This window comes from Streptomyces sp. NPDC048185, assembly GCF_043202495.1.
Taxonomy (GTDB): Bacteria; Actinomycetota; Actinomycetes; order Streptomycetales; family Streptomycetaceae; genus Streptomyces.
Map to the genome: position 1 here is coordinate 681,917 of NZ_JBIDAN010000002.1, position 14,915 is coordinate 696,831.

At 71.8% G+C, this 14,915-nt stretch carries 12 protein-coding genes; 7 read left to right on the top strand and 5 right to left on the bottom strand.

Going from position 1 to position 14,915, the window contains the following annotated elements:
* Positions 1–4 precede the first annotated feature (4 nt).
* The gene (locus ACGF3H_RS09085; RefSeq protein WP_362488355.1) at positions 5–1,102 is read right to left on the bottom strand and encodes a LacI family DNA-binding transcriptional regulator; all 1,098 of its coding nucleotides are present in this window, start codon (positions 1,100–1,102) and stop codon (positions 5–7) included.
* A 62-nt stretch (positions 1,103–1,164) separates the two neighbouring features.
* On the bottom strand, positions 1,165–2,160 hold the full coding sequence (locus tag ACGF3H_RS09090; protein WP_362488354.1) for a multicopper oxidase domain-containing protein: 996 nt from the start codon (positions 2,158–2,160) through the stop codon (positions 1,165–1,167).
* A 189-nt stretch (positions 2,161–2,349) separates the two neighbouring features.
* Between ACGF3H_RS09090 and ACGF3H_RS09095 the strand changes: the two genes are divergently transcribed.
* Both ACGF3H_RS09095 and ACGF3H_RS09100 read left to right on the top strand, forming a co-directional pair.
* A complete protein-coding gene (locus ACGF3H_RS09095) occupies positions 2,350–4,827 on the top strand; it encodes a ThuA domain-containing protein (protein WP_362488444.1) in 2,478 nt (825 codons plus the stop codon).
* Positions 4,828–4,841: 14 nt separating this feature from the next.
* Positions 4,842–7,031, top strand: coding sequence for an OmpL47-type beta-barrel domain-containing protein (locus tag ACGF3H_RS09100; RefSeq protein ID WP_362488352.1), 2,190 nt, complete (start codon positions 4,842–4,844; stop codon positions 7,029–7,031).
* Between the two features lie 16 nt (positions 7,032–7,047).
* On the opposite strand, the gene ligD is transcribed toward ACGF3H_RS09100, so the two are convergent.
* Entirely contained in the window at positions 7,048–8,073 is a 1,026-nt protein-coding gene (gene ligD / locus ACGF3H_RS09105; protein ID WP_362488350.1) for a non-homologous end-joining DNA ligase, read from the bottom strand.
* A 74-nt stretch (positions 8,074–8,147) separates the two neighbouring features.
* On the opposite strand from ligD, the gene ACGF3H_RS09110 reads away from it, so the two are divergent.
* The gene (locus tag ACGF3H_RS09110; protein ID WP_362488348.1) at positions 8,148–9,215 is read left to right on the top strand and encodes an ATP-dependent DNA ligase; all 1,068 of its coding nucleotides are present in this window, start codon (positions 8,148–8,150) and stop codon (positions 9,213–9,215) included.
* Positions 9,216–9,225: 10 nt separating this feature from the next.
* On the opposite strand, the gene ACGF3H_RS09115 is transcribed toward ACGF3H_RS09110, so the two are convergent.
* The gene (locus tag ACGF3H_RS09115; RefSeq protein ID WP_362488346.1) at positions 9,226–10,416 is read right to left on the bottom strand and encodes a zinc-dependent alcohol dehydrogenase; all 1,191 of its coding nucleotides are present in this window, start codon (positions 10,414–10,416) and stop codon (positions 9,226–9,228) included.
* 198 nt (positions 10,417–10,614) lie between these two features.
* On the opposite strand from ACGF3H_RS09115, the gene ACGF3H_RS09120 reads away from it, so the two are divergent.
* Positions 10,615–11,616: a DUF3048 domain-containing protein gene (locus tag ACGF3H_RS09120; RefSeq protein ID WP_362488343.1), complete on the top strand. Its 1,002-nt coding sequence runs from the start codon at positions 10,615–10,617 to the stop codon at positions 11,614–11,616.
* On the opposite strand, the gene ACGF3H_RS09125 is transcribed toward ACGF3H_RS09120, so the two are convergent.
* Positions 11,617–12,081 (bottom strand): MarR family transcriptional regulator, encoded by a 465-nt coding sequence (locus tag ACGF3H_RS09125; protein ID WP_362488341.1) that lies wholly within the window; start codon positions 12,079–12,081, stop codon positions 11,617–11,619.
* Positions 12,082–12,303: 222 nt separating this feature from the next.
* Between ACGF3H_RS09125 and ACGF3H_RS09130 the strand changes: the two genes are divergently transcribed.
* Genes ACGF3H_RS09130 through ACGF3H_RS09140 form a run of 3 tightly spaced genes read left to right on the top strand, consistent with a single transcriptional unit; the run spans position 12,304 to position 14,902 of the window.
* Complete coding sequence (locus ACGF3H_RS09130) at positions 12,304–13,059, top strand: CoA transferase subunit A (protein ID WP_362488339.1); 756 nt, start codon at positions 12,304–12,306, stop codon at positions 13,057–13,059.
* Positions 13,059–13,703: a CoA transferase subunit B gene (locus tag ACGF3H_RS09135; protein ID WP_362488337.1), complete on the top strand. Its 645-nt coding sequence runs from the start codon at positions 13,059–13,061 to the stop codon at positions 13,701–13,703. The genes ACGF3H_RS09130 and ACGF3H_RS09135 overlap by 1 nt, the downstream gene beginning before the upstream one ends.
* On the top strand, positions 13,700–14,902 hold the full coding sequence (locus ACGF3H_RS09140; RefSeq protein ID WP_362488335.1) for a thiolase family protein: 1,203 nt from the start codon (positions 13,700–13,702) through the stop codon (positions 14,900–14,902). The genes ACGF3H_RS09135 and ACGF3H_RS09140 overlap by 4 nt, the downstream gene beginning before the upstream one ends.
* The last annotated feature ends 13 nt before the right edge of the window (positions 14,903–14,915 follow it).

Genomic DNA, 14,915 nt, shown 5'->3' on the forward strand with positions numbered 1-14,915 from the left:
GGGCTCACGCCGAGGAGCGGCGGACCAGGGTGGTCGGCAGGATCACTCCGGAGGCCGTGCCGGGCGCGGCCGTGCTGCCGGGGCCCCGGACCGCGGAACCCGCGTCACCGGCCGCCGGGTCCCCGTCGCCGTCCCCCGCCGTCCCGCGGTCCAGGCCGCGCAGCAGCAGGCGGGCCATCAGCCGGCCCATTCCCTCGACGTCCTGGCGGACCGTGGTCAGCGGTGGGTCGGTCTGCTCGGCGACCGGCGGCATGTCGTCGAAGCCGACCACGGCCACGTCGTCGGGCACCCGGCGTCCCCGCTCGCGCAGCACCCGCAGGGCGCCCGCAGCGGTGAGGTCGTTGGCCGCGAACACGGCGTCCAGGTCCGGGCGCCGGTCCAGCAGCTCCCGCATCGCGCGCTCGCCGCCGCCCGGCGTGAAGTCCCCGTGCGCGACCAGCCCGGGATCGGCGTCGGCCCGGACGTCGCGGAAGCCCGCGAGCCGGTCGGCGGCGGAGGTCTGGTCGAGCGGCCCGGCGATGTGCGCGATGCGGCTGCGGCCGAGGGCGGCCAGGTGACGCACGGCCTCGCGGGCGCCGCCGCGGTTGTCACTGTCCACGTAGACCACGTCGTCCCGGCCGTCCTCCCAGCCGGGCCGTCCGCCGAACACCGTCGGCACCCCGGCACGGCGGACGAGGCCGGGCAGCGGGTCGTCCAGGTGCAGGGAGAAGACCAGGGCGCCGTCGACGTGCCCGCCGGCGAGGTAGCGGCCGACACGGGCGTGGTCCTCGCGGCCCTCGGTGAGCAGCAGGACGAGCTGGTTGTCGTGGGCGGTCAGCTCCTTGCTGATGCCGCGGAGCTGCTGGGCGAAGTAGGGGTCGGTGAAGACCCGGGTCTCCGGTTCGGCCGCGACGACGGCGACGGCGTCATGGCGCTTCGTCACCAGGCTGCGCGCGGCCTGGTTGGGGACGTAGCCGAGGTCCTCCACCGCGCGCCGGACCCGCTCGGCCAGCGCGTCCCGCACCCCGTGCGCCCCGTTGACCACGCGGGACACGGTGGCCCGTGAGACCCCGGCCCGCGCGGCCACGGCCTCCAGCGTCGGACGCGGCGCGGTCTCGGTCACGGGCGCTCCTCCTCGGCGGCTGCCGCTCAGGATAGCGGCAGGTCGCCGGGCAGGAGAGGGCGTCAGTGCTCGTGCTGGGGCGCCTCCTCGGGCGTCCCGGTGTGCTCGTGCGGCTCGTACCCGGGAATCGTGCCGTCCGTCTTCTTCACCAGGAACAGCCCCACCATCCCCATGTCGGAGTGGCTCTGCACGTGGCAGTGGTACATCCACGCCCCGGCACCGACCCCCTCGCCCGCGATCACCTGGAAGCCGAAGGAGTCCGCCGGGCCCACGATCTTGTTGTCGACGACCCGGCTGGGGTCCTCCGGCCCGGTGAGCACGCCGGTGCGGTTGTCGGCCCAGCGGTGACCGTGCATGTGGAAGGTGTGGTAGTACTCGCCGTGCGTGATCATCACGAACTCGACGCGGTCGCCCACGGTGGCCTCGAAGTCCGGACCGGTGTGCGGGGCACGGTTGTTGATCCGCATGTCGTTGAAGACGATGGTGTGCGTGGCGTCCGGCAGCACGTCGCCCTTGCGGCGCACGACGACCGGGCCGTAGAGGCCGTTGCGGATGCCGCCGGTGCCGTGTTCGGTGCCGACGACGTGGTCGTGGTAGTGCCAGTAGCCCGCGCTGCCCGGCCGCCAGGTGCCGTCCGTCCGGCGGCCGGGTGCGTGGGTGCGCCAGGTGTAGGTGCGAGTAGCGCCGGGCTCGACGTCGCTCCGGTTCATCTTCGTGCCGTCGCTGGAGATCTCGTAGTCGAGCCCGTGGACGTGCAGACTCGCCGCCACGTCCATGGTGTTGGTGAACTCGATGTGCAGCGTGTCGCCCTCGTTCAGTTCGATCAGCGGACCCGGGATCGTGGCCTTGCCCTTCTCCAGGCCGTACCCCATCTGCCCGTCGGGCAGCTTCTCGGCGTACAGCTTGATGTGCTTCACCGCGCCGCCGGCGGGCGCCGTCCGTGCCGACACCGCCTGCGACCGGTCGGCGGCGCCGGCCGCCCCGGAAGCCGCCGACAACGATGTCGCCGCGGCAGCGCCGCCCAGCAGCACCCGGCGGTTGAAGCCGCGTCTGTCCATGCCGAACTCCCCACACTGGTACGGAATTTGCTCAGACGTAGCTGTGATGAGCCTGTGAGACGGTACCGGGCCCCGCTCTGTTTATCCACACTCAGGACAAAGTTCGACCCATCCCGGTGATACCTATTGGCGAATCGCGCAAAGAGGTCTAGCTTCCTTGGCGCTGCTGCCGTGACCGAGGAGGTGCCCATGCCCTTAAGAGGTTCGAGCGCGAGAAGAAAGAGTTGGGCGGCGTTCGCGACCGCCGGATTCGTCGCCGCGGGCCTGCTGTCCGGCCCCGCCGCCAGTGCGCGGCCGGCGCCGGACCCGTCCCTGACAACGATGTCCATCACGTCGCCGCCGGGCGGCGCCAATGTGCGCGTTCTGGTCTTCTACGGATCGGCCGCGTCCGGCGACGAGTCACCGGTGGTGAACGCCGGGATCGCGGCGATCGAGCGCATCGGGCTGTCCGGCCCGGCGAAGGAGCGCTTCAAGGTCGAGGCGACGGACGACGCCTCGGTCTTCACCAACGAGAGGAAACTCGGCCGCTTCAACGCGATCGTGTTCCTGACCGGGGGCGGCGACGTCCTCGATCCGGAACAGGAGGCGGGCCTGGAGGCGTACATGGAGGCCGGCGGCGGTTTCGTCGGCATCCATGACGCGGCCCGCGCGGAGCCGTACTCGGACTGGTTCACCGGCCTGGTCGGCGCCCGTCCGGCGGCCGACGCACCGGCCAAGGTCCAGCGCGCCACCGTGGAGGTCGGTGACCGGCGTCACCCGGCCACCAAGGACCTGCCGCTGGAGTGGAAGCGCCCCGACGAGTGGCTGAACTGGCAGAAGAACCCGTCCGGTGACGTCCACACCGTGGCGCGGGTGCGCGAGTCGACGTACACGCCCGGAGCCGGCGCCAACGGAGCGGACCACCCGGTCAGCTGGTGCCGCGACTACGACGGCGGCCGGTCCTTCTACACCGGCATGGGCGGCACGGTGTCGTCGTACGACGAGACCGACTTCCGCGCCCATCTGCGCGGCGCCCTGCTGTGGACGACACGGCTGGTGCAGGCCGACTGCAAGGCCACCATCACCGGCAACTACCGGGCCGAGCGGCTCACCCAGGCCAACCAGCCCGGCCGGAACGACCAGATCGGCGAGCCGCACGGCCTGGTCACCGCGCCCGACGGCCGGGTCTTCTACATCGGCCGGGGCGGTGCGGACTCGTCCCAGCCCGTGATCACGGACTGGAACAACCCCGACGTCGGCAAGGGCACGGGCCAGATCCACGTCTGGGACCCGAAGACCGAGAAGGTCACGCTCGCCGGTGAGCTGACCGTCTTCGGCAACAAGGGCGGCGGCGACGAGCTGGTCAAGGTCGAGGAGGGCCTGCTCGGCATCGAACTGGATCCGCGGTTCGAGGAGAACGGATGGGTGTACCTGCACTACACGCCGCACTCCCGGATCAACCGCGACACGCACATGGCCGAGCGGCGCGTCTCCCGCTTCACGCTCGACCGGGCGACGAACAAGCTGGACATGGGCAGCGAGAAGGTACTGCTGACGTGGCCGGTGCAGATCCACAGCTGCTGCCACGCGGGCGGCGGGATGGCCTGGGACTCCGAGGGCAACCTGTACATCGCCACCGGTGACAACAACTCCAGCCAGTTCAGCGACGGTTACTCCGGCAACAACCCGCAGCCGAACTTCAAGGGCGTGTCCTTCGCGGACGCGCGCCGCACCGCCGGCAACACCAACAACCTCAACGGCAAGATCCTGCGCATCCACCCGGAGCCGGACGGGACGTACACGCTCCCCGAGGGCAACCTGTTCACCGGCAAGGAGACCGCCGAGGGCGGCGGCAAGACGCGCGGCGAGATCTACGTGATGGGCGTGCGCAACCCGGCACGCATCTCCGTCGACAAGTCGACCGACACCCTCTACGCGGGCTGGGTCGGACCGGACGCGGGCGCCCCGTCGCCGACGTGGGGCCCGGCGAAGTACGACACGTTCGCCGTGATCACCAAGGCGAGCAACCGGGGCTGGCCGTACTGCATGGGCAACAAGCAGCCGTACCGGGACCGGAACCTGCCGGACCCGTCGAAGCCGCTGGGCTGGTACGACTGCGACCACCCGAAGAACGAGTCGCCGAACAACGACGGCCTGGTCAACCTGCCGCCCGTGACCGGGAACAACATCTGGTACTCGCCGCAGGGCGGCGGCCCCGACTTCCCGCGCGACGCGAACGGCATCCCGTCCTACAAGGAGAGCGAGTCCTTCTACCGGCTGCCCTGGCTCAAGGGCGGCGGCCAGGCCGCGATGGACGGCCCGGTCTACCGTTACGACGCCACCAGCGCCAGCGAGACCAAGTGGCCGGCGTACTGGGACGGCAAGTGGTTCGTCGGTGACTTCTACGACGCCGACCAGCCCCGCAACGCGGTGCTCATGGACCCGAAGACGCAGGGCGACGGCGGACTGCCGGTGCACTCGGAGTCGCTGAAGAAGATCGTGCCGGTCGGCAACGACGGCATCAAGAACCTGATGGGCTGGAAGTTCGGCCCGGACGGCGCGCTGTACGTCCTCGACTACGGCCGCGGCTTCTTCACCTCGGACTCCAAGTCGGCCCTGTGGCGGGTCACCTACAAGGGCGGCGGGCCGACCCCGGCCGCCGCACAGCTGGCGAGGGGGAGCGAGTGATACGGCGACGAAGAATGTGGGCCGCCCTGCTGGCCGGCCTGCTGATGATGCTCGGCCTCCAGGCGACGTCCGCCTCCGGGCAGCCCAGGGCCGCGGCCGAGGCCGCCGAGCAGCAGGTCCTCACCTGGACCGCGGGTGACGACATCACCAAGTACGCGTCCGCACCCGAGACGGCGGTGGCCGGACCGGCGACGATCGTCTTCGAGAACAGCGAGGCCACCGGCAACACCACCGGCATGCCGCACACGCTGACGTTCGTGACCGGCGACCCCGCCTACAACAGCGACGTCCAGCTCAACATCCTGGCCAATCCGTTCGACGCCGAGGGCGGCCGGCACACCGCCGAGGTCACCCTCACCCCGGGCCGCTACATGTACCACTGCACGATCCCGGGCCACGGCCAGATGACCGGCGTGCTCACGGTCACCGAGGGCGGGGGCGGCGACGACACCACCGCGCCCGCGACCTCGGCGAAGGTGGACGGCACGCAGAACGCCGACGGCGCGTACGTCGGTTCGGCGGCCGTCACGATCACCGCGACCGACGAGGGCGGTTCCGGTGTGGACCGCGTCGAGTACGCGATCGGTGCCGACGGCGCCTGGCAGCCGTACACCACGCCGGTCGTCGTCGACCAGGTCGGCGAGCACACGGTGCGCTACCGGGCGTTCGACAAGGCGGGCAACGCGGCCGCCGAGAAGAGCGTCGCGTTCTCCGTGGCCGCTCCGCCGACCGACGACACGGCCCCGCCGGAGACCTCGGCGACGGTCGCCGGCGAGAAGAACGCGGACGGCGCGTACGTCGACATGGCGACGGTGACGGTCACCGCGTCCGACACGGGCTCCGGCGTCAACACCATCGAGTACGCGGTCGGCGGCGGTGCCTGGCAGGCGTACACCGCACCGGTGATGGTGCACGAGGCCGGTGAGCACACGGTGCGCTACCGGGCCACCGACAAGGCGGGCAACGTCGCGGCGGAGAAGAGCGTCGCCTTCACCGTCGTCGCCGCTCCCCCGCAGGACACCACGCCGCCGGTGACCGGCGCGACCGTGGAGGGCACGAAGAACTCCGCGGGCGCGTACGTCGGCAGCGCCGAGGTGACGGTCAACGCCACCGACGAGGGCGGCTCGGGTGTGGCCGGGGTCGAGTACTCCCTCGACGCGGGTCCCTACCTGGCGTACAGCGCGCCCGTGGTCGTCGACCGGGTCGGTGCGCACACCGTGGCGTACCGGGCGAGCGACAGGGCGGGCAACACGTCCGAGCCGCTGAGCGTCAGCTTCACGGTGGTGGCGGGCGGGGGCGTGCCGGCGCCGCCGTGCCCGGAGTACGACGAGCGGCTGACGGTGATCGTCGGCACGGTCGACTCGGGGGTGCCGAACCGGGTGACGAACAACCGGTGCCGGATCAACGAGCGGATCGAGGACGAGAAGGAGTGGACGTCCCAGGCGCTCTTCCTCAAGCACGTCGGGGAGGTCCTGGACGCGCTCCTGGACGAGGGCGTCGTCGACAAGCGCGAGGTCAGGGCGATCAACAAGGCCGCCCGCCAGTCCGGGATCGGCAAGCCCGGCCAGACCGAGGGCTACCGCACGATCATGGACGGCACCCAGGCGTCCTTCGCCAAGTGGGAGCAGGTGGGCGGTGGTTCGTTCGCGCTGAACGGGGACGGGTCGATCACGTCCAGCACCAGCACGCCGGGCATGGGCATGCTGTGGTTCCCCGAGCGCAAGTACGGCGACTTCTCGCTGAAGCTGCAGTGGCGTGACGACGCGCCGGGCACCGGGAACGCCAACGGCGGTGTGTTCGTGCGCTTCCCGTGGGTCCACGACCACCCGGAGGAGTCACGCCCGGAGTGGGTCGCCATCAAGTACGGGCACGAGGTGCAGGTGCTCGACAGCCCGAGCGGCGACATGTACAAGACCGGGTCGGTCTACGGCTTCGACCGGGTCGGGCTCGCCGGGGCCGGCGTCACCGGGAAGGGCACCTGGAACGACTACGAGATCCGGGTGGTCGACCAGCACTACTCGGTCTACCGCAACGGCGTGCTGATCAACGAGTTCGACAACATCGGTGGTCAGGACTTCTACCCGGCGCGCTCGGACGACCCGGGCACGGACGGACGGCGGTTCGCCTCCGGTTACGTCGGTCTGCAGGTGCACAGCACGACGGACGTGGTCTCGTACCGGGACGTCCGGATCAAGGAGCTGTAGCCCGCTCCGCCGAGGCTCACTCGGCGCCGGGAGCGGGCTTCCTGGCCCGGCTCGGCTGTACCCGCCTGGGTTCTCCCGGCATCTTCGGATACTCGGGCGGGTACGGCAGATCGCCGAGTCCGTGGTCGTGCTCGTCCTTCGTCGCCAGTTCCAGCAGGGCGTCGAGGGAGTAGGCGTGATCGTCCATGTCCGCGTGCACGTCGCCGAGTTCGGCGAAGCGCGCGGGCATGGTCGTGATGTCGAAGTCCCGCGGGTGCGCGACGCCGACCTCGTCCCAGCGCAGCGGCGCGGAGACCGGGGCGTGCGGGCGGGGGCGCACCGAGTAGGCGGAGGCGATGGTGCGGTCCCGGGCGGTCTGGTTGTAGTCGACGAAGATGCGCTCGCCGCGCTCCTCCTTCCACCACTTGATGGTGACCCGGTCCGGCATGCGCCGCTCCAGCTCCCGCCCGACGGCGATGGCGGCGCGGCGCACCTGGGTGAAGGTCCAGCGCGGCTCGATCGGCACGAAGACGTGGATGCCGCGCCCGCCGGAGGTCTTGGGCCAGCCGCGCAGGCCCCCGAACTCCTCCAGCACCGCCCGCAGCTCGTGGGCGGCGTGGACCGCGTCGTCGTAGTCGGTGCCGGGCTGGGGGTCGAGGTCGATGCGCAGTTCGTCGGGGTGGTCGACGTCGTCGCGGCGCACGGGCCAGGGGTGGAAGGTGAGGGTGCCGTACTGGGCGGCCCACACGACCGCGGCCTGTTCGGTGGGGCACATCTCGTCGGCGCTGCGTCCGCTGGGGAAGGTGATGTGCGCGGTGGGGATCCAGTCGGGCATGCCCTTGGGGGCGCGCTTCTGGTAGAACCACTCCCCCGTGACGCCGTCCGGGTAGCGCTCCAGGGTGGTGGGCCGGTTCCGCAGGGCTCGCAGGATGCCGGGGGCGACCGCCTGGTAGTAGCGGGCGACGTCCAGCTTGGTGTAGCCGGGCTCCGGGAAGAAGACCTTGCCGGGGCTGGACAGCCGCACGGTCCGTCCGTCCGTCTCCAGTTCCACCGCTTCCGCCATGCGAGCCACGGTAGGCGTACCTCGCACACTTCGCATATCGCGCGTTCGGCGCGGCGGACGCGCAGAATCGGGGCATGGATCTTCCCGTGATGCCGCCCGTGAAGCCGATGCTCGCCAAGTCCGTGGCGAAGATCCCGCCGGGCATGCAGTACGAGGCGAAGTGGGACGGCTTCCGGGTGATCGTGTTCCGCGACGGCGCCGAGGTGGAGTTCGGCAGCCGCACGGGCAAGCCGCTGACCAGGTACTTTCCCGAGCTGGTGGAGGCCGTTCGGGAGCGGTTGCCCGAGCGGTGCGTGGTGGACGGGGAGATCGTGATCGCGCGGGAGGGGCACCTGGACTTCGACGCGCTGACCGAGCGGATCCATCCGGCGGACTCCCGGGTGCGGACGCTCGCCGAGCGGACGCCGTCGTCGCTGGTCGCCTTCGACCTGCTGGCGCTGGACGACGAGTCGCTGCTCGGCGTGCCGCTCACCGACCGGCGGGCGCTGCTGGTCCGGGCGCTGTCGGGGGTCACGCCGCCGGTGCACGTGGCACCGGCGACGGACGACATCGACGTGGCGCGGCAGTGGTTCGAGCAGTACGAGGGGGCGGGTCTGGACGGTGTCGTCGCCAAGCCGCTCGACCTGCGCTACCGGCAGGACGAGCGGGCCATGTTCAAGATCAAGCACGAGCGGACGGCGGACGTCGTCGTCGCCGGTTACCGCCTGCACAAGAGCGGGCCCGTGGTCGGCTCCCTGCTGCTCGGCCTGTACGACGACCGGGGCCGGCTCCAGCACGTGGGGGTGAGCGCCGCCTTCTCCATGAAGCGCCGCGCCGAGCTGGTGGAGGAGCTGGAGCCGCTGCGCATGGACGACGTCCAGGGCCATCCCTGGGCCGCCTGGGCCGAGGAGGCGGCGCACGAGTCGGCGCGGCTGCCCGGCGCGCCCAGCCGCTGGTCGGGGAAGAAGGACCTGTCCTGGGTGCCGCTGCGGCCCGAGCGGGTCGTCGAGGTGGCGTACGACCACATGGAGAACGGGGCGCGCTTCCGGCACACGGCCCGGTTCCGCCGCTGGCGGCCCGACCGCACGCCGGAGAGCTGCACCTACGCCCAGCTGGAGGAGCCGGTCCGCTACGACCTGGCGGAGATCCTCGGCGGGCCCTGAGCGCGGGTCGTCACGGCTTCATCAGGACCTTGACCGCCCCGTCCTGCTTCTTCTGGAACATCTCGTACGCGCGCGGCGCCTCGGTGAGCGGGACCCGGTGGGTGGCGAAGTCGTCGACCCCGAGCGGGTCCTCGTCCGTCAGGTACGGGACGATCTCGTCGCTCCAGCGGCGGACGTTGGCCTGCCCCATCCGCATCTGGATCTGCTTGTCGAACAGGGTGAGCATCGGCATCGGGTCGGCCATGCCGCCGTAGACGCCGCTCAGCGAGATGGTGCCGCCGCGCCGCACCAGGTCGATCGCGGTGTACAGGGCCGCGAGCCGGTCGATGCTGAAGCGCTCCGCGAGCGGGCCGCCGATGGCCCGGGGCATCACGGCCGCGGACTGCTGGACCAGCTTGGCCACGGTGCTGCCGTGCGCCTCGGTGCCGACCGCGTCGATCACGGCGTCGGGACCGCGGCCCGAGGTCTCGTCGTGGATCGCGGCGACCAGTTCCTTCTCGTTGTCGAAGGCCCGCAGGTCGTAGGTCTCCACGCCCCGCGCGCGGGCCCGCTCGAGCCGCTCCGGCACGAGGTCCACGCCGAACACGCGTCCGGCGCCCTTGAGCCGCGCGATCCGGCAGGCCATGTCCCCGATGGGTCCGAGCCCGAGCACGGCCACGCTGCCGCCCTGCGGGACGCCGGCGTACTCGACCGCCTGCCAGGCGGTGGGCAGGACGTCGGAGAGGTAGACGAAACGGTCGTCGGCGGGCCCCTCCGGCACCTTGATGGGCCCGTACTGGGCCTGCGGCACGCGCAGGTACTCGGCCTGGCCGCCGGGCACCGCGCCGTACAGGCGGGTGTAGCCGAACAGCGGGGCTCCCATGCCCTCGCCGGTGACCTGCGTGGTCTCGCACTGGGTCGGCAGCCCGGTGTCGCACATGTAGCAGTGCCCGCACGCGATCTGGAACGGCACCACGACCCGGTCGCCGGGCTTCAGACCGGTCACCTCGGCCCCGACCTCCTCCACGATGCCCATGGGCTCGTGGCCGAGGATGTCGCCCGGTGTCATGAACGGTGTCAGCACCTCGTACAGGTGCAGGTCGGAGCCGCACAGCCCGCTGGACGTGACGCGGATGACCGCGTCCGTCGGCTCCTGGATCTTCGGGTCCGGCACGTCCTCGACCCGCACGTCCCGCTTGCCCTGCCAGACAACTGCCTTCATCGCCTCGCGCTCCCTCCGTCGCCCGTGCGCGTCTGTCTCGCGTCGCGGCCGGGTACCCAGGGGCGCCCCCACCGAACCGCCGTCCGGTTCGGCCGAACAGCGGATTCCGGGTGCGTTATCAGATTCAGTCGGGTATGGCCATAAACGCCTTCAGAAGCGGACAATCATGGATACGACATGGGCGGGTGGGTGGTCGGAATGCGACACAGGACGCGCAGGCGGGGCCGTACGGTGCGGCGCGGCGCACAGGTCGGCGCCGTGCCGGTGCTGCTGGCCGCGGCGGTGGCGGCCTCGCTGGCGGCGGGCTGCGCGGCGCCGCCGCCGGCGAGGGAGGACGACGGCCGGGCCCCGCACCTGGAGCGGTCGCACGGCACGCACGGCAGCGCGGGCCCGGTGCTCGCGGTCAAGGTCGACAACGCGCCCGCGGCGCGGCCGCAGAAGGGCCTGGACGCCGCGGACGTCGTCTACGTGGAACCGGTGGAGGGCGGGCTGAGCCGCTTCATGGCGATCTACGCCACCCGGCTGCCGGAGTCGGTCGGGCCGGTGCGCAGCGCCCGGGAGTCCGACCTGGAGCTGCTGCGCCAGTTCGACCGGCCGGCGCTCGCGTTCTCCGGCGCGCAGAGCAAGCTGCTCCCCCTGATCGACCGGGCACCCCTGCGGCCCGAGCCGCAGGACCGGGCACCGGACGCCTACGTCCGCGACGACGCCCGCCCCGCGCCGCACAACCTCTACCTGCGACCGGACCGGCTGCTGCCCTCGCCCCCGGGCGCCACCGCGCTGACCACGGGCTACCGCTACGGTGACGCCCCCGAGGGCGGCCGGGCCGAGCCCTCCCGCACGGTGCGCTACCCGGCGGCGAGCTTCACCTTCACCTGGTCGCCGAGCACCGGCCGCTGGCTGATCGCCATGGACGGCGGTCCGGTCCCCGCCGCCGGCGGCGGCCGTCCGGAGCCGGCGACCGTCGTCGTCCAGCACGTGAAGGTGCGCGCGTCCGCCTTCCGGGACTTCCTCGGCAACAACTCGCCGTACGTCGAGTCGGTGGGCTCCGGGGAGGCGGAGGTGCTGCGCGACGGGCGCTCCTACGACGTGACGTGGAAGCGCGGGGCGGCCGAGGAGGGCACGGTCTTCACCGCCGAGGACGGCACGCCGGTGAACCTCGCCGAAGGCCCCGTGTGGGTGGTCTTCACGAGAACGTACTGATCAGCCGGGGGCCACCACGGGCTCGGACGGGTTGCGGAGGCCTTCGGCGGCGTCCGCGACCCGTTGGATGAGGTCGAAGAACACGGCCTGTTCCGCAGTGGACAGGGGGGCGAGGAAGACCTGGTTCATCCGGGCCGTCCGCACGCTCAGCCTGCGGTGGACGCGCAGACCCTCGTCCGTCAGGCGCAGCAGGAAGCGGCGGCCGTCCTGCGGATCGCGGACCTTGCCGAGCAGTCCGCGGCGGTCGAGCCGGCTGATCACCTCGGCGATGGTGGACCGGTCGAGCCCCACCCGCTCCCCCACGGTGCGCTGGTCGAGGCCCGGTTCGGCGACGAGCGCGTTGAGGACCGCGAACTGCGGCGAGGTCGTCTCCTCGGAGACCATCGTGTTCCACAGCAGGTGGTGCGCCTGCTGCAGCCGCCGGGCCAGATGCCCGGGGTGGGTGGTCAGATCGACCGCGGCCATGTGCGCTCCCCTGATGGCGAGAATCGTCGGTGCACTGACGATACACGGGCCGACTCGCCATCGCCGTACACCTCTCCACGCGATCTACCTCGCACTTCTCGCGGTCTTGACGCCCCGGCCGTCCGATGGCAGCGTGTGGGCCATCTCGCTGAAATACTCAGTGCCCTGATTAATTTCGCGGATTCAGGTCCGGGGGCGCTTGGAAGAGATGGGGCTTCTCGGATGGACAAGGTGGTGGCCACAGCCGCTGAGGCGGTGGCCGACGTGCCCGACGGCGCATCGCTCGCGGTGGGTGGTTTCGGGCTCAGCGGTGTGCCGAACGTGCTGATCGAGGCGCTCCACGAGCGCGGGGTCGGCGAGCTGTCGGTCGTCTCCAACAACTGCGGCGCGATGGACTCGGGACTGGCCGTCCTGCTGGCCGCGGGACGGATCGCCCGGGTGACCGGGTCCTACATCGGGGCGAACAAGGAGTTCGCACGCCAGTACCTCGGCGGCGAGCTCGAGGTGGAGATGATCCCGCAGGGCACGCTGGCCGAGCGGCTGCGGGCCGGCGGGGCGGGCATCCCGGCCTTCTACACGCCGGCGGGCGTCGGGACGCAGGTCGCCGACGGCGGTCTGCCGTGGCGCTACGACGGCTCCGGCGGCATCGCGCTGGCGTCGCCGCCCAAGGAGGTCCGTGAGTTCGACGGCGGTCAGTACGTGCTGGAGCGCGGCATCCGCACCGACTTCGCCCTGGTCAGGGCGGCGAAGGGCGACCGGCACGGCAACCTGGTGTTCGCGAAGTCGTCGCGGAACTTCAACCCGCTGGCGGCCATGGCGGGCCGGGTCACCGTCGCCGAGGTGGAGGAGCTGGTGGAGCCCGGCGAGATCGACCCGGACGCCGTGCACCTGCCGGGGATCTTCGTGCAGCGCGTGGTCGCGCTGACGGCGGAGCAGGCGGCGGACAAGAAGATCGAGCGGCGGACGGTGAGTTCCTGATGGCCTGGACGCGTGAACAGATGGCCGCGCGGGCCGCGCGGGAGCTCGAGGACGGTCAGTACGTCAATCTCGGCATAGGTCTGCCGACGCTGATCCCGAACCACCTCCCCGAGGGCGTGGAGGTGACCCTGGAGTCCGAGAACGGCATCCTGGGCACCGGTCCGTACCCGGCGGACGACCAGGTCGACCCCGATCTGATCAACGCCGGCAAGGAGACCGTGACGGTCCTGCCGGGCGCCTCCTTCTTCGACTCGGCGCTGTCGTTCGGGATGATCCGCGGCGGGCACATCGACGTCGCCGTGCTCGGGGCGATGCAGGTCTCCGCCTCCGGTGACCTGGCCAACTGGGCCGTCCCGGGCAAGATGATCACCGGGATCGGCGGGGCCATGGACCTCGTCCACGGCGCCCGCACGGTCATCGTCGTCATGACCCACACCGCGAAGGACGGCTCGCCCAAGATCCTCAAGGAGTGCGCGCTGCCGCTCACCGGCAAGGCGTGCGTGAACCGGATCATCACCGACCTCGGCGTCCTCGACGTCACCGACGACGGCCTGGTCCTGGTGGAGACCGCTCCGGGCGTGGACGTCGACGAGGTCGTCGCCAAGACGGACGCCGAGCTCGTCATCGCGGAGGACCTGAGGTGAAGGACGTCTACGTCGTCGACGCGGTGCGCACCCCGTTCGGCAAGTACAACGGCTCCCTGGCCGGCGTGCGCCCCGACGACCTGGCCGCGCACGCCGTCCGCGAGCTGCTCGCCCGCACCCCCGGTCTGGACCCGTCCCGGATCGAGGACGTGTACTTCGGCAACGCCAACGGCGCCGGCGAGGAGAACCGCAACGTCGCCCGCATGGCCGCCCTGCTGGCCGGCCTGCCCACCTCCGTGCCCGGCGTGACCGTGAACCGGCTGTGCGCCTCCGGTCTGGAGGCCGTGGTCCAGGCCGCCCGCGCCATCGCCGTCGGGGACGCCTCGATCGTGCTCGCGGGCGGCGTGGAGTCGATGACCCGGGCCCCGTACGTACTGCCCAAGCCGGACCGGCCGTTCCCCGCCGGGAACGCCGAGCTGTACTCGACCACCCTGGGCTGGCGCATGGTCAACCCGCGGATGGACCCGCAGTGGACCGTCCCCCTCGGCGAGTCGGCGGAGCTGATCGCGGACAAGCACAGGATCGGGCGGGAGCAGCAGGACGAGTTCGCCCTCGCCTCCCACCGGAAGGCCGCACGGGCGCAGGCGGACGGCCTGTTCGACGTCGAGATCGCCCCGGTGCCGGTGCCGCGGCGCAAGGGCGACCCGGTCGACTTCGCCGCCGACGAGTGCGTGCGCCCGACCGCCTCCCTGGAGGCGATGGCCAAGCTCGCGCCGTCCTTCCGCACCACCGGAGGCACCGTCACCGCCGGGAACGCCTCGCCGCTCAACGACGGCGCCGCGGCTCTGCTGCTGGTCGACGAGGACGGCCTGAAGGCCACGGGCCGGGAGCCGCTGGCCCGCATCCGGGCCACCGGCGTCTCGGCGAACGACCCGCGGTATTTCGGCCTCGCCCCCGTCGAAGCGGTGAACCGCGCCCTCGCCAGGGCCGGCCGGACCTTCGCCGACCTGGACGTCCTCGAACTCAACGAGGCCTTCGCCGCCCAGGTGCTGGGCTGCGTCGCCGAGTGGCCCGAGTTCGACCCGGCCGTCCTCAACCCGCAGGGCGGTGCCATCGCCCTCGGCCATCCGCTCGGCGCCTCCGGTGCCCGCCTCGCCGGCACCGTCGCCCACCAGCTCGCCCGCAAGGGCAGCGGCACGGGCGTCGCCACCCTCTGCATCGGCGTCGGCCAGGGCCTCGCCCTCGTCCTCGACCGCTAGTCACCCACGGGAA

Coding starts and splice junctions, on each gene's coding strand:
- ACGF3H_RS09090 (WP_362488354.1), bottom strand. CDS start 2,160: ATGGACAGACGCGGCTTCAACCGCCGGGTGCTGCTGGGCGGCGCTGCC.
- ACGF3H_RS09095 (WP_362488444.1), top strand. CDS start 2,350: ATGCCCTTAAGAGGTTCGAGCGCGAGAAGAAAGAGTTGGGCGGCGTTC.
- ACGF3H_RS09100 (WP_362488352.1), top strand. CDS start 4,842: ATGTGGGCCGCCCTGCTGGCCGGCCTGCTGATGATGCTCGGCCTCCAG.
- ligD (WP_362488350.1), bottom strand. CDS start 8,073: ATGGCGGAAGCGGTGGAACTGGAGACGGACGGACGGACCGTGCGGCTG.
- ACGF3H_RS09110 (WP_362488348.1), top strand. CDS start 8,148: ATGGATCTTCCCGTGATGCCGCCCGTGAAGCCGATGCTCGCCAAGTCC.
- ACGF3H_RS09115 (WP_362488346.1), bottom strand. CDS start 10,416: ATGAAGGCAGTTGTCTGGCAGGGCAAGCGGGACGTGCGGGTCGAGGAC.
- ACGF3H_RS09120 (WP_362488343.1), top strand. CDS start 10,615: ATGCGACACAGGACGCGCAGGCGGGGCCGTACGGTGCGGCGCGGCGCA.
- ACGF3H_RS09125 (WP_362488341.1), bottom strand. CDS start 12,081: ATGGCCGCGGTCGATCTGACCACCCACCCCGGGCATCTGGCCCGGCGG.
- ACGF3H_RS09130 (WP_362488339.1), top strand. CDS start 12,304: ATGGACAAGGTGGTGGCCACAGCCGCTGAGGCGGTGGCCGACGTGCCC.
- ACGF3H_RS09135 (WP_362488337.1), top strand. CDS start 13,059: ATGGCCTGGACGCGTGAACAGATGGCCGCGCGGGCCGCGCGGGAGCTC.